Below are 17702 nucleotides of genomic sequence, written 5' to 3' on the forward strand. Positions count from 1 at the left end.
GCCCGATGGTCACGGAAAATCGGTAGAATGCGCATTTTTCATCGAAGTCGGAGCCCGGTCTTGCGCGAAATCGTCCTGATCAACATCACTGGTGAAGACCGTCCCGGTCTCACTGCGGCCATCACTGGCGTCCTGGTCCAGGGCGGTGTGAACATTCTCGACATCGGCCTGGCGGTGATGCATGGCACCCTGTCCTTCGGCATTCTGGTCGATATCCCGGACAACGAAGTGGCCACCAACTTGCTGCAGAGCGTTCAGGCCAAAGCTCATGCGCTGAACCTGCAGGCCCGCTACACGCCCATTTCCGAGGCCGACTACCAGCATTGGGCCGACAGCCAGGGCGAGGCACGCCATATCGTGACGTTGCTCAGCCGCAAAGTGACACCGGAGCAGTTGCAGCGGGTCAGTGCTGTGATCAGCCAGTACGGCCTGACCATCGAGCGCATCGAGCGCCTGTCCGCTCGGGTGTCGCTGGATGCCTCGTGCGAGAAGAGCAAGGCCAGTCTCGAGATTTCCGTACGCGGCGAGCCGAGTGATTCCCAGGCCCTGCGCGCGGACTTCTTCGCCCTGGCCGAGGAGCTGAGCGTCGACATCGCCTTCCAGAAAGATGACCTGTTCCGCCGCAACCGGCGCCTGGCCGTGTTCGACATGGACTCGACGCTGATCGAGGCTGAAGTGATCGACGAGCTGGCCAAGGCCGCCGGTGTGGGCGAGCAAGTGGCGGCGATCACCGAGCGCGCCATGCGCGGTGAGTTGGATTTCCGTGCCAGCTTCAAGGAGCGCATGGCCTTGCTCAAGGGCTTGGATGTTGGCGTGCTGGACCAGATCGGCGCTTCCCTGCGCCTGACGGAGGGGGCCGAGCACCTGTTCGCCGAGCTCAAGCGGCTGGGCTACAAGACAGCGATCTTGTCTGGTGGCTTCTCCTACTTCGCCAAGCAGGTGCAAGCGCGCCTGGGCATCGACTATGTCTTTGCCAACGAACTGGAAGTGGTCGACGGCAAGGTCACCGGCGTCGCTGTTGAGCCGATCGTCGATGCGCAGCGCAAGGCCGATCTGCTGCAGCAACTGGCGAGCGAAGAAGGCCTGCAGTTGGAACAGACCATTGCCGTGGGTGATGGCGCCAACGACCTGCCGATGCTGTCGCTGGCCGGCCTGGGTGTGGCTTTCCGTGCCAAGCCGCTGGTGCGCCAGTCGGCCAAGCAGGCAATCTCCACCCTGGGGCTCGATGGCGTGCTGTACCTGCTGGGCCTACGGGATCGCGACGCGCGTAGCTGAGGTTGGCGTCTAATGACGTAGCACCATGAAAAAGGCCCCGCCTGTGCGGGGCCTTTTTTCGTGGCGATGACTCAGGCTTGGGCAGGCTGTGCGAGCAACTCGCCCATACGTACCGCAGAGCCTGCACCCAGGCTTTGCGCCCACTTCACCTGCTCTGGGCCAAAAAGCACGATTGCGGTCGAACCCAGCTTGAAACGGCCCAGTTCGGCGCCTTTCTCCAAGTGGATAGGGGCACGGCTGCCTTCGTCGTAGCGGAAGGTCTTGAGTTCGCGCTTGGGTGGCGTGACCAGGCCTGCCCAGACCGTCTCGATCGAGGCCACGATCATTGCGCCGACCAGCACTACAGCCATCGGGCCACGCTCCGTATCGAACAGGCAGACTACACGCTCGTTGCGGGCGAACAGCTCGGGTACGTTCTCGGCAGTGGTCTGGTTGACCGAGAACAGCCGGCCTGGCACGTAGACCATTTCTCGCAGGGTGCCGGCCAGTGGCATGTGCACGCGATGGTAGTCCTTGGGCGACAGGTAGATAGTGGCGAACTCCCCCCCCATGAAGGGCGCGGCCAGGGCGGGATCGCCGCCGAGCAGTTCCAGGGCACTGAAACTGTGCCCTTTGGCCTGGAAGATACGGCCATGCTCGATCGGACCGAGCTGGCTGACGGCACCATCGGCCGGGCACAGGATGGCGCCTGGGGTTTCGTCCAGCGGGCGGGCGCCTGGCTTCAGGGCGCGGGTGAAGAAGGCGTTGAAATGTTCGTAGGCGGTCAGGTCTTCGACCAATGCCTCGGACATGTTCACCTGGTAGCGCTTGGCGAACCAGGCGGTGAAGGCGTTCTTGAACCAGCGGGCGCGGCATTCGGCGACGCAGCCGGCCAGCCGCGAGAGCAGGTGATGCGGCAGCAGGTACTGGCTGATGATGAACAAACGGGATTTCATTGGGTTTCCTTGGAATTTCAAACTTCTACAGGCGTGTCCGGATGGTTGCCCCATTCGCCCCAAGAGCCGGCGTAGGCCTTCACTCGTGGATAGCCGAGGGCTTTGGCCACCAGATAGGTGAAGCCGGAACGATGGTGGGTCTGGCAGTGAGTGATCACTTCCTTGTCCGGGGTGATGCCGAGTTGTTGCAGGATGTCGGCCATGTCCGAGCGGATGCGCAGGTGGTCGTTCAGGTCCATGCCTGCGGTCCACTCGAAGTTGACCGCGCCGGGAATGTGCCCGCCTTTGGCGGCCAGGACTTTCTCGCCTTTGTACTCGCCGGGGCTGCGGGCGTCCCAGATGGCCAGGTCCGCCGCGCCCAATCGGCTTTGCAGGTATTCGCGGGTGGCGGTGGGCTCTGCATGCAGTTGCAGGCTGACCGGGCTGCCGCCGCTTGGCGGGATTTCAACGCTGAGCTTGTCAGCGGGCCAGGCCTGGATGCCGCCATTGAGGTAGTGGTAACGCGTGTGCCCGATGACATCGAGCAGCCAGATGAAGCGCCCGGCCCAGCCGCCCCCTTCATCGTCGTACACCACATAGACCGCATCGTCCCGGTGCTCGAGTTCACCGAACAGCTTCTCCAGGTCAGCCCGCGCCGGCAGCAACCCTGGTGCCGGTGGTTGTCCCAGCTGGGTGCGCTTGGGATCGACGAACCGGGCGCCAGGGATGTGCCCGCTGCCATAGCGATTGACGCTGGTCAGGTCGACGAGGATCAGCTGTGGCGAATCCAGGCGCGCGAGCAGGTCGGCCGGTTCGATCACCAGGGGCAAGCCGGAAAAGTCAGTCATCCACGATCTCCAGGGTGGAATAGAGGAGGCGATTGTAGCCTAAGGCTCAAGCGTTGCGGTTGGTAAAGGCCGACAGGGCACGCTCGGTGCATTGGGCTGTCTTGCCGAAAGCCTGCACGCTGACATCGGCCATGGGCCTGCCGCCTTGGTCGGCGATCATCAGCATCGTCGCCTGGCCGTTGACTGCCAGCGAGCGCAGCAACAAATGCTCGCTGGACAGTAGTGCTCGCAAAGGAGTTGGCAGCAAGGCCGAGAACTGGGCGTGGTTCTCCGGCGTCAGGCGCAGTTGCGCTGCCTGGCCCATCAGCCGTTGCAACAATTTGCTCTGGTTCAGTGGCAGCACCAGCGAGGCTGCCTCCGGGGGCAGACCTGCGGTCTGCTGAACACGCAGGCATTCATTGGGTCTGTCGAGCGCCAGCAGCATGACCCGCTGCATGCCGCAGGCCAGGAGGGCTTCGCGCGCCTGGGTGCTCAGGTGCAGGATGGTGGTGAACGGGCTGGGTTGGACCAGCAACTCGCCACAGATTTTGCGCCAGTGTTCCAGATCCTTACTGGTGGGTGGCTCAGGTGCGAGCATGTCCGGATGCGGTCGCCGCTGGTGCCAGGGCCAGAGCAGCGCTTCGGCGGGATGGAACAGGGCGTGCCGGGCGTGGTGCCGGGCACTGGCTGCCGCTTGCTGGTGAACCTGTTGCTGGACATCGTCGAGCGAGGTTTGTAGGTACAAGGCCGTCAGCAACTGCCACCGCAGTAGGTGAGGGTTGTCCCAGCCCACCTGCGCCGCCAGAGCCAGTCCGTTGGCCAGCAGCACGGTGTTGGCCGGTTGGTTGAACCAGCGGCGCAGCCCGGGCTCTTCATCCAGACGCTGTTGCTGGGAGAAGGCATCCTGCTCGCGCGCGATGGTCAGGATCTGGGCCAATTGTTCGCGCTCATCGAGCAGCAGGCGATAACCCTGGGTCACCCAGCCGGGCAAGCGCCATTGCTCGGCCATGGCCTGGCACAGGGTCACGATGCGCACGCCGAACAGTGCCTGCTCGACTTCGGCGGCCTCCTCGCCCTTGTGGATGACTCGCAGTTCCCAGGCATCGAGCAATTTAGGGTAGGCCAAAGCCAGGGGCCACAGTGGTGACAGGAACAACAGGCTGCCCCAATGGATCTCTTGCCACAACCGGGCCAGGCGGCTGGCGAACAGGCCACTGGCCTGCTGGGCAGCGTGCTGGCTGATCAGCAGGAACTGACGTAGTACCGGCGGAATATCTTCGCCAGGGACGGCAGGCAGACGTGCCAGCAGGCTCGCGGTGCGGGCCAGACCTAGGCGATTGAGGGCGACTTCCAGGCTTTCGGCGGGTTCGGCCTGGCTGGCGTTGGCCGGATGGTTCGCCTCGCGCATCACCGAAAGCACCAGCGCTGGGCTGTCCTGCATGAGTTCGGCGATGTCGCGCAAAGAGCGCCGGCTATCGTTGATGGCGGCCAGTACCCGGTCATGACTCTCCTTGGGTACTGGCAGGCGGATGCCATCGAGCAGTTTTACCCAGGCATCGAGCGTGGGTGGAATCTGGCTTGGTACCTTAGCGTCCATTGGCATTTTGACATCAGTCCGAACTGGCTTTTCGCATTTTGTGCCTATAGTCTGGCGCAGTTCTGTCGATAAGTAGAAGAAGAGTTTTAAAGCTCCCGCCCCTGACCCTGACCACCACAGCAAGTGCTTTGAACCTATGGCTAAAATTATCGGCATCATCGTCGTATTCGCGAGCGTGCTCGGCGGCTACGTGCTATCCCACGGCAAGATCGCGGCGCTGATCCAGCCGTTCGAAGTGCTGATCATCGGCGGTGCGGCCTTCGGTGCGTTCCTTCAGGCCAACCCTGGTCACATGACCATGCATGTGATCAAGAAGTCGCTGAAGATGTTCGGCACCCGTTTCACTCACACCTTCTACCTGGAGGTGCTGGGCCTGGTCTATGAGATCCTCAACAAGAGCCGCCGCGAGGGCATGATGGCCATCGAGGGTGATATCGAAGACCCAGCCGCCAGCCCCATCTTCGCCAAATACCCGGCCGTTCTGGGCGACGAGCGCATGACCGCGTTCATCTGCGACTACCTGCGCATCATGTCCACCGGCAACATGGCGCCCCACGAGCTCGAAGGCCTGTTCGACATGGAGCTGTTGAACATGAAAGAAGAGCTCGAGCACCCTTCCCATGCGGTGACAGGCATCGCCGATGGCATGCCCGGCTTCGGTATCGTGGCCGCGGTTCTCGGGATTGTCGTGACCATGGCATCGCTGGGCGATGGCGACCAGAAGTCCATCGGTCTGCACGTGGGCGCCGCGCTCGTGGGTACGTTCTTCGGTATTCTCGCGGCCTACGGCTTCTTTGGCCCGTTGGCCAACGCCCTGCGTCATGACGCGAAGGAAGAGCTGAACGTCTACGAGGCAATCAAGGCATCGCTGGTGGCCTCTGCCTCTGGCATGCCGCCGTCGCTGGCCGTGGAGTTCGGGCGCAAGGTGCTTTATCCGGCGCACCGTCCAAGCTTCGCCGAGCTGGAACAAGCGGTTCGCGGTCGCTAAATCATGGAGAACAATCAGCCCATCATCGTCAAGCGCGTCAAGCGCTTTGGCGACGGTCACCACGGCGGTGCCTGGAAGATCGCCTTTGCCGACTTCGCCACCGCGATGATGGCGTTTTTTCTGGTGCTCTGGCTGCTGTCCACGGCCACGCCTGAACAGAAGCTCGCCATCGCTGGCTATTTCAAGGACCCGATAGGCTTCTCCGAGAGCGGCACCCCCTACGTCATCGACCTGGGTGGTTCGCCACAATTGGCGCCGGAGAAAACCATCAATCCGGAAGAAAAATCCGAGCCGACACCTGACACCAGCATCCAGTTGGACAAAGACAAGGTCGAGACCTTGGCCGAGCAGGTCGAGCAGGAGCGCTTGCAATTGCTGTTGCAGGAACTGCAGAACAAGGTCGAGGAAAACCCGCAACTGCAGAAGTTCAAGGACCAGATCCTGTTCGAGATCACCCAGGACGGCCTGCGCATTCAGATCATGGATGCCGAGAACCGGCCGATGTTCGACCTGGGCAGTGCACGCCTGCAGCCATACTTCGAGGACATCCTGTTGGCCATGGCCGACACCATCAAGGCAGTGCCGAACAAGATCAGCATCAGTGGTCATACCGATGCCAAGCCATACGCCGGCACTGGCGAGTTCGGCAACTGGGAACTGTCGGCCAACCGCGCCAACGCCGCGCGCCGTGCGCTGGTCGCCGGAGGGTATCCGGATGAGCAGGTGGCACGGGTGGTGGGTTATGCCTCGTCGTCGCTGTTCGATCGCAAGGACCCGTTCAACCCGGTCAACCGACGTATCGACATCATTGTCCTGACCAAGAAGGCCCAGCGTACCATCGAAGGCGAGCAGGGCACGCCACAGGCCCCGCCGGCGACAGAACAGGTTCCGGCCAATGGTGCGCCGGGGGCGGCTACCCCGGCCGCGCCGGGCCCGGGCGATACGGCTCAGGCACCGATGCAGCCGCGTGAGCTTCGCCAGAAGCTGAACATCTTCGAAGATGGCGTGTTGAAAATGGACAATACCCAGGAATGAGACCTGGGCTGGGCCAGTCCACAAAAGGCCGCGCCTGCAATCGCTGCAGGCGCGGCCTTGTTTTGTCTGGGAACTGTTCGGCAGACCCGCGCTGGATGACTCAGTAGGTGTCCTGCGGCAGGCTGGCGATGATCGAGCGGTAGCTGTTCATCCGCTGTGGCTTGATGCGCCCGTCATCCAGAGCCTGGAGCAAGGCGCAGCCGGGTTCACGGTCGTGTTTGCAGTCGCGGAAGCGGCAGTGGCCGAGCAGTTCGCGGAACTCGATGAAGCCGGCCTCGACATCGTCGCGGCTGACATGGCCCAGGCCGAATTCGCGGATGCCGGGTGAGTCGATCAGATCACCACCGTTGGGGAAATGGTACAGGCGGGCTGTGGTGGTAGTGTGCGTGCCTTGGCCGGACCATTCGGACAGATCGCCCACACGAGTCCTGACCTCCGGCAACAGGCTGTTGACCAGCGATGACTTGCCGACCCCGGACTGGCCAACGAACACGCTGATGTGCTTGTCCAGCGTCTGCTGCAAACGCTGCATGCCCTCGCCCTGATGAGCCGAAACCTCAAGAAGGGGATAACCCAGGTCGCGGTAAACCGCCAGGAGGGCCTCGATGGTCGGGCCGTTCTGCTCATCGATCAGGTCGGCCTTGTTCAGCAGCAGAAGAGGGCGGATGCCTGCGTGTTCGGCGGCGACTAGGTAGCGGTCGATCAGGTTGGCCTGGGGTTCGGGTGCGGGAGCGAAGACGATCACGATCAGGTCGACATTCGCCGCGACCGGCTTGAGCTGGCCGTGATTGTTCGGCCGGCACAGCTCGGCGGTGCGGGGCATCTGCGCGACGATCACACCATTGCCCTGGTTGCCCGCTCGCCATACCACCCGATCGCCAGTGACCAGTGCCGGTAAATTGGCTCGCAAATGACAGCGAAACACTTGGCCCTTGGACTCGCCATCCTGCGCCTCGACCTCCACCTGCACGCCGAAGTGAGCGATCACCAGCCCCAACTGCTCAGGGCCTAGATCACCCCCTTCCAGCTCCTGCAGGGCGTGTTGCTCACGTTTGGCGGCGCGAGCGGCGCGCTCGCCTTGGATTTTTTCGATGCGCCAGTTTTGGCGACGGTTGAGCTGGCGTTTGGCCATGGAGGTTCCGTGTCGGCGGGGCAGAAGGAAAAACGGCTGGCAGTTTAGCATGGACCATCCTGTCCCTTGCGTTGGCGTTTGCGCCACGAAAGCCGCGTCGTGGGCTAAAATGACGGCCTATTCGAGGAGCCCCTTCATGCAAAACGCACAGAACCTGATCTGGATCGATCTGGAAATGACCGGTCTGGATCCGGACAACGACGTCATCATCGAGATGGCGACCATCGTCACCGACAGTGAGCTCAACACCCTGGCCGAAGGGCCGGTCATCGCGATCCACCACAGCGATGAAGTGCTGGCACGTATGGACGACTGGAACACCCGGACCCACGGTGCTTCCGGCCTGACCCAACGTGTGCGCGAGAGCCGCATCGACATGGCTGAGGCCGAAGCGCAGACCTTGGCCTTCCTCGAACAATGGGTGCCCAAGGGCAAGTCGCCGATCTGCGGCAACAGCATCTGCCAGGATCGCCGCTTCCTTTATCGCCACATGCCTAAGCTCGAAGGGTTCTTCCACTACCGCAACCTGGACGTCTCCACGCTCAAGGAGTTGGCAGCCCGCTGGGCCCCGCAGGTGCGCGACAGCTTCAAGAAGGGGGGGACTCACCTGGCGTTGGACGACATTCGTGAGTCGATCGCTGAGTTGCGGCACTACCGCGAACACTTCATCAAAGTCTAAGTTTCGAGCCTCGAGCCAAGCATCAGCGCCACAGCGGCTGAGTGATCAGCCAGCCGTGGCGTTTTGTTTGTGGGTTTGGCGTTTGCCGCTTTTTTTGGACATGCACCATGTTGTTGATGCTCTACCTTGTCGCCATTACCGCCGAAGCCATGACCGGCGCGCTTTCCGCGGGGCGCCGCGGCATGGATTGGTTTGGCGTGGTGCTGATCGCCTGCGTCACCGCGCTGGGCGGCGGTTCGGTGCGGGATGTACTGCTTGGGCACTACCCGCTGACTTGGGTGAAGCATCCCGAGTACCTCGTCCTGACCAGCTTTGCAGCTTTGCTGACCATCTTCATAGCGCCGCTGATGCGCCATCTGCGCTCGCTGTTTCTGGTGCTCGATGCGCTGGGGTTGGTGGCCTTCACCTTGATCGGTTGCATGACCGCCCTGGAGATGGGGCAGGGCATGCTGGTGGCTTCGATCAGTGGCGTGATCACCGGTGTGTTCGGTGGCATCCTGCGGGACATCTTCTGCAACGATATCCCGCTGGTATTCCGCCGGGAGCTGTATGCCAGCGTCTCCTTTGCCGCCGCCTGGTTCTACCTGGGTTGCGTGCACTTCAAAGTGCCAGCCGAGCAGGCCATGCTGCTGACCTTGTTCGGTGGGTTCCTGGTGCGCTTGCTGGCAATCCGCTTCCATTGGGAAATGCCCAAGTTCCACTACAACGACCAGCAATGATTGCCTCTCTGCAGGCCTGAGGGGCTGGGTCGCTACTGATCTTCGTGCTGTGCCAGCGCCCACTCCACATGCTCGCGCACCAGTGCCGAGGGGTGCTCGCGCCGGGCACGCAAAGCTTCGAGTACAGGGATGGTAGTCGGGGCATTCCCCAGCCCCACCGCCAGGTTGCGCAACCAACGTTCGTAGCCTGCACGGCGCAGGGGAGAGCCCTCGGTGTTGTTCAGGAAGGTCGCTTCATCCCAGAGGAACAGTGCGGCCAGCTCGGCGTTGTCCAGGCCGTGACGTGGCTTGAAGTCGTTTTCCTGGGTCGGGCGGGCGAAGCGGTTCCAAGGGCAGACGATCTGGCAATCGTCGCAACCGAACACCCGATTGCCAATCAGCGGGCGTAACTCGACCGGAATTGCGTGCTTGAGTTCGATGGTCAGGTAGGAAATGCAGCGACGGGCGTCGAGCACATACGGCCCGACGAAGGCGGCGGTCGGGCAGATGTCCAGACAGGCCTGGCAGCGTCCGCAATGTTCGCTGGTCTGGGCCTGATCCACCGGCAGTGGCAGGTCGACGAACAGCTCAGCAAGGAAGAAGTAGCTGCCGGCCTTGCGATTGAGCAGCAAGGTATTCTTGCCGATCCAGCCCAGGCCGGCCTGTTCGGCGATGGCTTTTTCCAATACTGGGGCGCTGTCGACGAAGGCGCGAAAACCAAAGGGGCCTATGGCCTGCTGGATACGCTCGGCCAGGTGCTGCACGCGTTTGCGCACCAGCTTGTGGTAGTCGCGACCCAGGGCATAGCGGGAAATGTAAGCTTTCTCAGGGTGAGCGAGCATCTGGGCCATGCGTGTATCGCCGGGTAGGTAGTCCATGCGCAGTGACACCACACGCACAGTGCCGGGTACCAGTTCGTCGGGGTGCGAGCGTTTGCTGCCATGGGCGGCCATGTAGTCCATCTCGCCCTGGTAACCGGCTTCCAGCCAGCGCTGCAGGTGATGTTCGTGCTCGCCAAGCGCCACGTCGGCGATACCGACGTGTGCGAAACCGAGTTCGCGGCCCCAATCCTTGATCGATTGGGCCAGCGTATTGAGGTCAGGAAGGCAAGCGGACATGGATGGACAAGGCAATACAGGCAGAGGTGCGTATAATTCTGCCAGACATCGGAGCCTTTGACCCCATGCCTCAGACCAAACACCCCGGTAATGCCCCCCAGCTGCTGAGCAGCCTGACCACTGCGCACCTGCCAGCGCGCCGCGCCGACGCCCACAAAGGCGACTTCGGTAACGTCCTGGTGGTCGGGGGCGATCTGGGCACCGGCGGAGCGGTGATGCTCAGTGCCGAGGCGGCCCTGCGCTGCGGTGCTGGCCTCGTGAGCGTGGCCACACGCCCCGAGCACGTCAGTGCAGGGCTTGCACGTCTGCCCGAAACCATGTGGCTCGGCGTGAGTTCGGCCAACCAGTTGATGGGCGTGCTCGAGCGCGCCTCGGTGTTGGTAGTCGGCCCTGGCCTGGGCCAGGCCGCCTGGGGGCGCAGCCTGTTGTCGGCGGCGGCCAACGCGCCTGTGCCGCAGGTGTGGGATGCCGATGCGCTGAATCAGCTGGCGCACAGGCCCTTGGCCCTGCACAGCGGCAGCATCCTCACCCCGCATCCTGGGGAGGCAGCGCGCATGCTGGGTATTTCCACTGAGGCGGTTCAGGCCGACCGCCCGGGAGCTGCCCGCAAGCTTGCGCGCAAGCATGCCAGTGTCTGCGTGCTCAAGGGCGCCGGTACCTTGGTGGCAGGCCCGGATGGGCAGTTGGCGCTGTGCGAGCGTGGCCATCCGGCCATGGCGGGCGCGGGCCTGGGCGATGTGCTGACCGGTGTGCTGGCCGCCTTGCTGGCCCAAGGCATGGACGCGTGGTCGGCCGCTTGCCTGGGCGTGTGGTTGCACGCCTGTGCAGGGGAGCGCTTGGGTGTGAAGGGAAGAGGCTTGGCGGCCAGTGATCTGGTTCCGGTCATTCGTGAGTTGTTGGAGGAGCATTCAGCGTGTCTGGCATAACCCTGTTTCTGGCCGACGAGCCGGCCACCGTCGCATTTGGTGCACGCTTGGCCGAAGTGACCGGCGGTCATGGCGTGATCTTTCTCGAAGGCGATCTGGGCGCGGGCAAGACCACGCTTTCGCGCGGGCTGATCCGCGGCCTGGGCCATACCGGGGCAGTCAAAAGTCCGACCTTCACCGTGGTCGAGCCTTACGAAATTGGCGATGTGCGCGCCTTCCATTTCGACCTGTACCGTCTGGTCGATCCGGAGGAGCTGGAGTTCATGGGGATCCGTGACTATTTCGAAGGGGACCCGCTGTGCCTGTTCGAATGGCCACAAAAGGGTGCGGGCGTTTTGCCAAAGCCCGACCTGACCATTACCATAAGCCCGCAAGCGAGTGGACGCTCGCTTCTCCTTTCACCGCAGGGGGCTCGCGGTGAGGCCTGGTGCGCCGCCCTGGCCACAGAATTCAAACAGTAAATGGGGTTAGGTATGCGCATACGCGCACTGGTCGCCGTCGTTGGGCTGCTGCTGACAGCGGTGACCGTTGACGCTCTGGCCGTCACACAAGTCAAGAGCATGCGTCTGTGGCGCGCACCGGACAATACGCGGCTGGTCTTCGACCTGTCCGGCCCTGTGCAGCACAGCGTCTTCACCCTGACCGCGCCGGACCGCCTGGTCATCGACATCAACGGCGCCACCCTGGGCGGTACGCTGAATGTCGCCACCTCCAATACGCCGATCAACAGTGTGCGCTCCGCCCAGCGCACGCCCACTGACCTGCGCGTGGTGGTCGATCTGAAAAAGGCCGTGACGCCCAAGAGCTTCACCCTGGCGCCCAACGCGCAGTATGGCAACCGTCTGGTGGTCGATCTGTACGATCAGGAAGCCGATGCCGTTGCCGCCAGTACTCCGACCCCGCCGCCTGCGCAAACACCCGCTACTGCCCCGGCCGTGCCGGTAACGCCTGCCCAGCCGGCTATCAAATTGCCGCCGGTGCCCAGTGGCAAGCGCGACATCGTCGTCGCCATCGACGCCGGCCATGGTGGCGAGGACCCAGGCGCATCGGGCTCGCGTGGGCAGCATGAAAAAGACATCGTCCTGCAGATTGCCCGCGAGCTGCAGCGCCAAATCAACACCGAGCGTGGCTATCGCGCCGAACTGACCCGAACGGGCGATTACTTCATCCCGTTGCGCAAGCGCACCGAGATCGCGCGCAAGAAGGGCGCCGACCTGTTCATTTCCATCCATGCCGACGCCGCGCCGTCCAAGGCCGCTTTCGGTGCATCGGTGTTCGCGTTGTCCGACCGGGGCGCAACCTCAGAGACCGCGCGCTGGCTGGCCGACACGGAAAACCGCTCCGACCTGATCGGGGGCGCCGGCAATGTCAGCCTCGATGACAAGGACCGCATGCTTGCAGGTGTACTGCTGGATCTGTCCATGACCGCCACGCTCAGCTCCAGCCTCGATGTGGGGCAGAAGGTGTTGGGCAACATGGGGCGCATCACCCCGTTGCACAAACGCCGCGTGGAGCAGGCTGGGTTCATGGTGCTGAAATCCCCGGATATTCCGTCGATCCTGGTGGAAACCGGGTTCATCTCCAATGCCAACGAAGCCGCCAAGCTGGCGACCAAGAGCCACCAGCAGGCTTTGGCCCGCTCGATCCACACTGGTGTGCGTCAGTATTTCCAGCAAAGCCCCCCTCCCGGGACTTACATCGCATGGCTGCGCGATAGCGGCAAGATTGCCCAGGGACCGCGCGAGCATACTGTGCGGCCCGGCGAAACCCTGGCCATGATCGCCGTGCGTTATCAGGTCAGCGTGGCCAGCCTGCGGACCACCAACAGCCTCAAGAGCGATGAGCTGAAGGTCGGCCAGCACCTCGACATCCCTGGCACTACCCTGGCTGCCCAGCAATGAGTGGTGGTTCGCGCATCCAGTTGCTCAGCCCTCGGCTGGCCAACCAGATCGCCGCAGGCGAGGTGGTCGAGCGCCCGGCTTCGGTCGCCAAGGAGCTGCTTGAGAACAGCCTGGACTCCGGTGCCCGGCGTATCGATGTGGAAGTCGAGCAGGGCGGCGTGAAGCTGCTGCGCGTGCGGGATGACGGTGGCGGCATCGCGCCTGATGATCTGCCGCTGGCCTTGGCGCGCCATGCCACCAGCAAGATTCGCGAACTCGAAGACCTCGAAGGCGTGCTCAGCCTGGGCTTTCGCGGCGAGGCCCTGGCGTCGATCAGTTCGGTGGCGCGCCTGACGCTCACCTCGCGTACCGCCGGCGCTGGTGAAGCCTGGCAGGTGGAGACCGAGGGGCGCGACATGACGCCGCGTGTACAGCCCGCCGCGCACCCTGTCGGCACCTCGGTCGAGGTGCGTGACCTGTTCTTCAATACCCCGGCCCGGCGCAAGTTCCTCAAGTCGGAGAAGACCGAGTTCGATCACTTGCAGGAAGTCGTCCGGCGTCTGGCCTTGGCTCGCTTCGATGTCGGCTTCCACTTGCGACATAACGGCAAGAGCATCCTCAGTCTGCACGAGGCGCCCGATGAGCTGACCCGGGCGCGGCGGGTCGGCACGATCTGCGGCCCGGGCTTCCTCGAGCAGGCGCTGCCTATCGATGTCGAGCGCAATGGCCTGCGTTTGTGGGGCTGGGTTGGCCTGCCGACGTTTTCGCGCAGTCAGGCTGATCTACAGTACTTCTTCGTCAACGGTCGCGCCGTGCGTGACAAGTTGGTGGCCCATGCGGTGCGGCAGGCCTACCGCGACGTGCTGTTCAATGGCCGGCACCCGACCTTCGTGCTGTTCCTCGAACTCGAGCCGAACGGGGTTGACGTCAACGTGCACCCCACCAAGCATGAAGTGCGTTTTCGCGAAGGGCGCATGGTCCACGATTTTCTGTATGGCACTCTGCACCGTGCCCTGGCGGACGTGCGTCCGGAAGACCAGCTCGCCGCACCGGCAGCGGCTACCGAGATCGTCCGTCCCAGTGGTCTGCAGGCCGGTGAGTTCGGGCCCCAGGGCGAGATGCGCCTGGCCTCGCCGGTGCTGGAGCCGCCTCAAGCCGAGCCGCGCCAGTCGTTCGCCGGTGGTGGCTCGGGTTATCAGTACCAGTACACCCCACGCCCCTCGCAGCCTGTGCCGGTTGCTGAAGCGCAGGCTGTCTATCGTGAATTCTTCGCCCCGCTGGAGGGCGGCGCCTCTGTCACGGCGGCGTTGCCGCAAAGCCAGGGCGATGTGCCGCCATTGGGCTTTGCCCTGGCCCAGCTCAAAGGCATCTACATCCTGGCCGAGAACGCCGTTGGCCTGGTGCTGGTAGACATGCATGCCGCCCATGAACGCATCATGTACGAGCGCCTCAAGGTGGCCATGGCCAGCGAGGGGTTGAGTGGCCAGCCGCTGCTGGTGCCCGAGTCGCTGGCCCTCAGCCAGCGCGAGGCCGACTGCGCCGAGGAGCATGCCCAATGGTTCCAGCGCCTGGGCTTCGAACTGCAGCGCCTGGGCCCAGAAACCCTGGCGATCCGGCAGATTCCTGCCTTGCTCAAGCAGGCCGAGGCCAACCGGCTGGTCCAGGACGTGCTCGCGGATCTCATGGAGTACGGCACCAGTGATCGTATCCAGGCGCACCTCAACGAGCTGCTCGGTACCATGGCCTGTCACGGCGCGGTGCGTGCCAACCGCCGCCTGGCCATCCCCGAGATGAACGCGCTGCTGCGTGACATGGAGAACACCGAGCGCAGTGGCCAGTGCAACCACGGTCGGCCGACCTGGACCCAGCTAGGGCTGGATGACCTGGACAAACTTTTCCTGCGCGGTCGATGACATGAGCGGCAAGCCCCCAGCGATATTCCTCATGGGCCCGACGGCGGCCGGCAAGACCGACCTTGCCATCGAGCTGACCAAGGTGCTGCCCTGTGAGCTGATCAGTGTCGATTCGGCGCTGGTCTATCGCGGCATGGATATTGGCACCGCCAAGCCTTCCAAGGACGTGCTGGCTGCACACCCCCATCGGCTGATCGACATTCTCGACCCGGGCGAGAGCTACTCGGCGGCGCAATTTTGTACCGACGCGCTGGAAGCGATGGCCGAGATCACCGCGCGGGGCAAGATCCCTTTGCTGGTGGGCGGCACCATGCTTTATTACAAGGCGCTGGTCGATGGTTTGGCGGATATGCCCGCCGCAGACGCTGCCGTGCGTGCCGAGCTTGAGGCCCAGGCGCGGGACCTGGGCTTGGCCGAGCTGCACCGGCAATTGGCCGAAGTGGATCCGGAATCGGCGGCGCGCATCCATCCCAACGACCCGCAGCGACTGATTCGCGCCTTGGAAGTCTATCGCGTGAGCGGCGAAAGCATGACCGCGCACCGGCAACGTCAATACGCGGAAAGTCGCGGCTCAGACGCAGGCGCGGGCGGTCATTTGCCCTATACTGTCGCCAGTTTGGCGATTGCTCCTACAGATCGTCACATTTTGCATCAGCGAATTGCGCTACGATTTTCGCAAATGCTGGAACAGGGGTTCGTCGACGAGGTCCGAGCACTGCGCGCCAGAAGTGACTTGCACGCAGGGCTGCCGTCTATACGGGCAGTGGGGTATCGGCAGGTCTGGGACTACCTGGACGGCAAGCTGACAGCCGAAGAAATGCGTGAACGCGGTATCATTGCCACTCGCCAATTGGCCAAGCGGCAATTCACCTGGTTACGTGGTTGGTCCGGCGTGGAGTGGCTCGACAGCCTGGCCTGCGACAATCTGTCCCGCACCTTGAAATACCTGGGGGCCATCTCCATATTGAGCTGAGTCCCTGCAATTGCCGTCTATTCTTGCGATTAGAATGGCTTGAATGACCGATTTTATTGTTTTTTTACTATTGATCCTTACAGGAGTGCGGCATATGTCAAAAGGGCATTCGCTACAAGACCCTTACTTGAACACCTTGAGAAAAGAAAAGGTCCCGGTTTCCATTTACCTGGTAAACGGGATCAAGCTGCAGGGCTCGATCGAATCCTTCGACCAGTTCGTGGTACTGCTGAAGAACACCGTCAGCCAGATGGTCTACAAGCACGCCATTTCGACCGTGGTTCCTGCCCGTCCGGTTCGCCTGCCAAGCCCGTCCGATTCCGAACACGGCGACAGCGAGCCAGGCAACGCCTGATAGGAGCCTGCATTGTTCTTTGAGCGCCACGGTGGTGGTGAGCGAGCGTTGCTCGTTCACTTGGAAGGTCAGAACCCTGAGGCGCGCGAAGACCCGCAGGAGTTTCAGGAGCTGGCGCTGTCGGCCGGAGCGGAGATCGTTTCGCTGGCCACGGTGGCCCGGCACCAGCCTACAGCCAAGTACCTGATTGGCAGTGGCAAGGTCGAGGAACTGCGCGATCTGGTCCACGCCGAACAGGTCGATCTGGTGATATTCAATCACACCCTCACGCCCAGCCAGGAGCGCAACCTCGAGCGCGTCTTCGAGTGTCGTGTGCTCGACCGTACCGGGCTGATCCTTGACATTTTCGCCCAGCGGGCGCGCACCCATGAGGGCAAGCTGCAGGTCGAACTGGCTCAGCTCGAGCATATGAGCACGCGCTTGGTACGCGGTTGGACCCACTTGGAGCGGCAGAAGGGCGGTATCGGCCTGCGCGGCCCGGGTGAGACCCAGCTGGAAACCGACCGGCGCCTGTTGCGGGTCCGCCTGCGGCAGATCAAGGCGCGTCTGGAAAAGGTGCGCAGTCAGCGCGAACAGGCAAGGCGCGGCCGCAAACGTGCGGATATCCCATCCGTTTCGCTGGTGGGCTACACCAACGCCGGCAAGTCCACGCTGTTCAACGCCTTGACCACCTCCGACGTCTACGCCGCCGATCAGTTGTTCGCGACCCTCGATCCGACCTTGCGCCGACTCGAACTCGCCGACCTAGGCCCGATCGTGCTGGCCGACACCGTGGGATTCATCCGCCACCTGCCGCACAAGCTTGTCGAGGCATTTCGGGCTACGCTCGAAGAATCGAGCAACTCCGACCTGTTGCTGCACGTCATCGATGCTCATGAGCCCGAGCGTATGGAGCAGATCGAGCAGGTACTGGCGGTGCTGGGCGAGATCGGAGCCGAAGGCTTGCCGATCCTCGAGGTCTATAACAAACTCGACCTGCTCGAAGATGTCGAGCCGCAGATCCAGCGAGATGCCGACGGCAAACCGCAGCGGGTCTGGGTATCGGCACGTGATGGACGTGGCCTGGAACTGGTTGGCCAGGCGATTGCCGAGTTGCTGGGGGATGATCTGTATGTCGGAACCCTGCGTCTGGAACAGCGACTTGCCCGCTTGCGCGCGCAATTCTTCGCTCTGGGCGCGGTGCAAGGCGAAGAGCACGATGAAGAAGGTCGCAGCCTGCTGAGCGTGCGATTGCCCCGGGTGGAGCTCAATCGCCTGGTCAGTCGCGAGGGCATGGAGCCTGAACTTTTCATCGAGCAACACACTTTGCAATAAATGCCCGTCGAGGTCGCCGGGCGACCGTGACAGGCATTCTGTAGCATTGGACGGCGCGCCGTGGGCGCGTCTTTGCTT

At 63.0% G+C, this 17702-nt stretch carries 17 protein-coding genes; 12 read left to right on the plus strand and 5 right to left on the minus strand.

The genetic code is table 11. The features are described from left to right. The first annotated feature begins 60 nt into the window (after positions 1 to 60). Positions 61 to 1275: a phosphoserine phosphatase SerB gene (gene serB, locus R6G97_RS09770; protein ID WP_043212004.1), complete on the plus strand. Its 1215-nt coding sequence runs from the start codon at positions 61 to 63 to the stop codon at positions 1273 to 1275. A gap of 71 nt (positions 1276 to 1346) precedes the next feature. Here the strand turns inward: serB and asd are convergent, their stop codons facing one another. Genes asd through R6G97_RS09785 form a run of 3 tightly spaced genes read right to left on the minus strand, consistent with a single transcriptional unit; the run spans position 1347 to position 4619 of the window. Next, a complete protein-coding gene (gene asd / locus R6G97_RS09775; protein WP_043212003.1) occupies positions 1347 to 2210 on the minus strand; it encodes an archaetidylserine decarboxylase in 864 nt (287 codons plus the stop codon). Between the two features lie 17 nt (positions 2211 to 2227). Further along, positions 2228 to 3037 carry a rhodanese-like domain-containing protein gene (locus R6G97_RS09780; RefSeq protein WP_043212000.1) on the minus strand — a complete coding sequence of 270 codons (810 nt, stop codon included), beginning with the start codon at positions 3035 to 3037 and terminating at the stop codon, positions 2228 to 2230. Between the two features lie 46 nt (positions 3038 to 3083). Further along, a complete protein-coding gene (locus R6G97_RS09785; RefSeq protein ID WP_317848048.1) occupies positions 3084 to 4619 on the minus strand; it encodes an HDOD domain-containing protein in 1536 nt (511 codons plus the stop codon). A 130-nt stretch (positions 4620 to 4749) separates the two neighbouring features. On the opposite strand from R6G97_RS09785, the gene motA reads away from it, so the two are divergent. After that, the gene (gene motA, locus R6G97_RS09790) at positions 4750 to 5601 is read left to right on the plus strand and encodes a flagellar motor stator protein MotA (protein ID WP_043211996.1); all 852 of its coding nucleotides are present in this window, start codon (positions 4750 to 4752) and stop codon (positions 5599 to 5601) included. A gap of 3 nt (positions 5602 to 5604) precedes the next feature. Next, positions 5605 to 6636: a flagellar motor protein MotB gene (gene motB / locus R6G97_RS09795; protein WP_043211995.1), complete on the plus strand. Its 1032-nt coding sequence runs from the start codon at positions 5605 to 5607 to the stop codon at positions 6634 to 6636. Positions 6637 to 6736: 100 nt separating this feature from the next. Here motB and rsgA read toward each other — a convergent pair whose 3' ends face one another. Then, a complete protein-coding gene (gene rsgA, locus R6G97_RS09800) occupies positions 6737 to 7768 on the minus strand; it encodes a small ribosomal subunit biogenesis GTPase RsgA (RefSeq protein ID WP_090343180.1) in 1032 nt (343 codons plus the stop codon). A gap of 136 nt (positions 7769 to 7904) precedes the next feature. On the opposite strand from rsgA, the gene orn reads away from it, so the two are divergent. Further along, positions 7905 to 8447, plus strand: coding sequence for an oligoribonuclease (gene orn, locus R6G97_RS09805; RefSeq protein WP_070571130.1), 543 nt, complete (start codon positions 7905 to 7907; stop codon positions 8445 to 8447). A gap of 107 nt (positions 8448 to 8554) precedes the next feature. Continuing rightward, positions 8555 to 9166 (plus strand): trimeric intracellular cation channel family protein, encoded by a 612-nt coding sequence (locus R6G97_RS09810; protein ID WP_043211988.1) that lies wholly within the window; start codon positions 8555 to 8557, stop codon positions 9164 to 9166. A 32-nt stretch (positions 9167 to 9198) separates the two neighbouring features. Here the strand turns inward: R6G97_RS09810 and queG are convergent, their stop codons facing one another. Continuing rightward, on the minus strand, positions 9199 to 10263 hold the full coding sequence (gene queG / locus R6G97_RS09815; protein ID WP_182942234.1) for a tRNA epoxyqueuosine(34) reductase QueG: 1065 nt from the start codon (positions 10261 to 10263) through the stop codon (positions 9199 to 9201). Between the two features lie 65 nt (positions 10264 to 10328). Here queG and R6G97_RS09820 point away from each other — a divergent pair, with 65 nt between their 5' ends. From R6G97_RS09820 to hflX, 7 genes are all read left to right on the plus strand, one after another. Next, the gene (locus R6G97_RS09820; RefSeq protein ID WP_043212015.1) at positions 10329 to 11189 is read left to right on the plus strand and encodes an NAD(P)H-hydrate dehydratase; all 861 of its coding nucleotides are present in this window, start codon (positions 10329 to 10331) and stop codon (positions 11187 to 11189) included. Continuing rightward, positions 11177 to 11650, plus strand: a complete 474-nt coding sequence (gene tsaE, locus R6G97_RS09825; protein WP_043211984.1) for a tRNA (adenosine(37)-N6)-threonylcarbamoyltransferase complex ATPase subunit type 1 TsaE — start codon at positions 11177 to 11179, stop codon at positions 11648 to 11650. The genes R6G97_RS09820 and tsaE overlap by 13 nt, the downstream gene beginning before the upstream one ends. Next, the gene (locus tag R6G97_RS09830; protein WP_180962700.1) at positions 11651 to 13090 is read left to right on the plus strand and encodes an N-acetylmuramoyl-L-alanine amidase; all 1440 of its coding nucleotides are present in this window, start codon (positions 11651 to 11653) and stop codon (positions 13088 to 13090) included. It begins immediately after the preceding gene. Further along, the gene (gene mutL, locus R6G97_RS09835; protein WP_317848049.1) at positions 13087 to 14982 is read left to right on the plus strand and encodes a DNA mismatch repair endonuclease MutL; all 1896 of its coding nucleotides are present in this window, start codon (positions 13087 to 13089) and stop codon (positions 14980 to 14982) included. The genes R6G97_RS09830 and mutL overlap by 4 nt, the downstream gene beginning before the upstream one ends. Position 14983: 1 nt before the next feature. Continuing rightward, positions 14984 to 15955, plus strand: coding sequence for a tRNA (adenosine(37)-N6)-dimethylallyltransferase MiaA (miaA, locus tag R6G97_RS09840; protein ID WP_250034387.1), 972 nt, complete (start codon positions 14984 to 14986; stop codon positions 15953 to 15955). Positions 15956 to 16049: 94 nt separating this feature from the next. After that, positions 16050 to 16310, plus strand: coding sequence for an RNA chaperone Hfq (gene hfq / locus R6G97_RS09845; protein WP_003258160.1), 261 nt, complete (start codon positions 16050 to 16052; stop codon positions 16308 to 16310). A 12-nt stretch (positions 16311 to 16322) separates the two neighbouring features. Next, positions 16323 to 17624 carry a ribosome rescue GTPase HflX gene (gene hflX, locus R6G97_RS09850; RefSeq protein ID WP_043211980.1) on the plus strand — a complete coding sequence of 434 codons (1302 nt, stop codon included), beginning with the start codon at positions 16323 to 16325 and terminating at the stop codon, positions 17622 to 17624. Positions 17625 to 17702: the final 78 nt, after the last annotated feature.

This window comes from Pseudomonas sp. HTZ2, from assembly GCF_033173945.1.
GTDB classification, from domain to species: Bacteria; Pseudomonadota; Gammaproteobacteria; order Pseudomonadales; family Pseudomonadaceae; genus Aquipseudomonas; species Aquipseudomonas guariconensis.

Bases quoted from the DNA above. Each gene is read 5' to 3' on its own strand.
- asd (WP_043212003.1), bottom strand. From the start codon at position 2,210: ATGAAATCCCGTTTGTTCATCATCAGCCAGTACCTGCTGCCGCATCAC.
- R6G97_RS09780 (WP_043212000.1), bottom strand. From the start codon at position 3,037: ATGACTGACTTTTCCGGCTTGCCCCTGGTGATCGAACCGGCCGACCTG.
- R6G97_RS09785 (WP_317848048.1), bottom strand. From the start codon at position 4,619: ATGCCAATGGACGCTAAGGTACCAAGCCAGATTCCACCCACGCTCGAT.
- motA (WP_043211996.1), top strand. From the start codon at position 4,750: ATGGCTAAAATTATCGGCATCATCGTCGTATTCGCGAGCGTGCTCGGC.
- motB (WP_043211995.1), top strand. From the start codon at position 5,605: ATGGAGAACAATCAGCCCATCATCGTCAAGCGCGTCAAGCGCTTTGGC.
- rsgA (WP_090343180.1), bottom strand. From the start codon at position 7,768: ATGGCCAAACGCCAGCTCAACCGTCGCCAAAACTGGCGCATCGAAAAA.
- orn (WP_070571130.1), top strand. From the start codon at position 7,905: ATGCAAAACGCACAGAACCTGATCTGGATCGATCTGGAAATGACCGGT.
- R6G97_RS09810 (WP_043211988.1), top strand. From the start codon at position 8,555: ATGTTGTTGATGCTCTACCTTGTCGCCATTACCGCCGAAGCCATGACC.
- queG (WP_182942234.1), bottom strand. From the start codon at position 10,263: ATGTCCGCTTGCCTTCCTGACCTCAATACGCTGGCCCAATCGATCAAG.
- R6G97_RS09820 (WP_043212015.1), top strand. From the start codon at position 10,329: ATGCCTCAGACCAAACACCCCGGTAATGCCCCCCAGCTGCTGAGCAGC.
- R6G97_RS09830 (WP_180962700.1), top strand. From the start codon at position 11,651: ATGGGGTTAGGTATGCGCATACGCGCACTGGTCGCCGTCGTTGGGCTG.
- mutL (WP_317848049.1), top strand. From the start codon at position 13,087: ATGAGTGGTGGTTCGCGCATCCAGTTGCTCAGCCCTCGGCTGGCCAAC.
- miaA (WP_250034387.1), top strand. From the start codon at position 14,984: ATGAGCGGCAAGCCCCCAGCGATATTCCTCATGGGCCCGACGGCGGCC.
- hfq (WP_003258160.1), top strand. From the start codon at position 16,050: ATGTCAAAAGGGCATTCGCTACAAGACCCTTACTTGAACACCTTGAGA.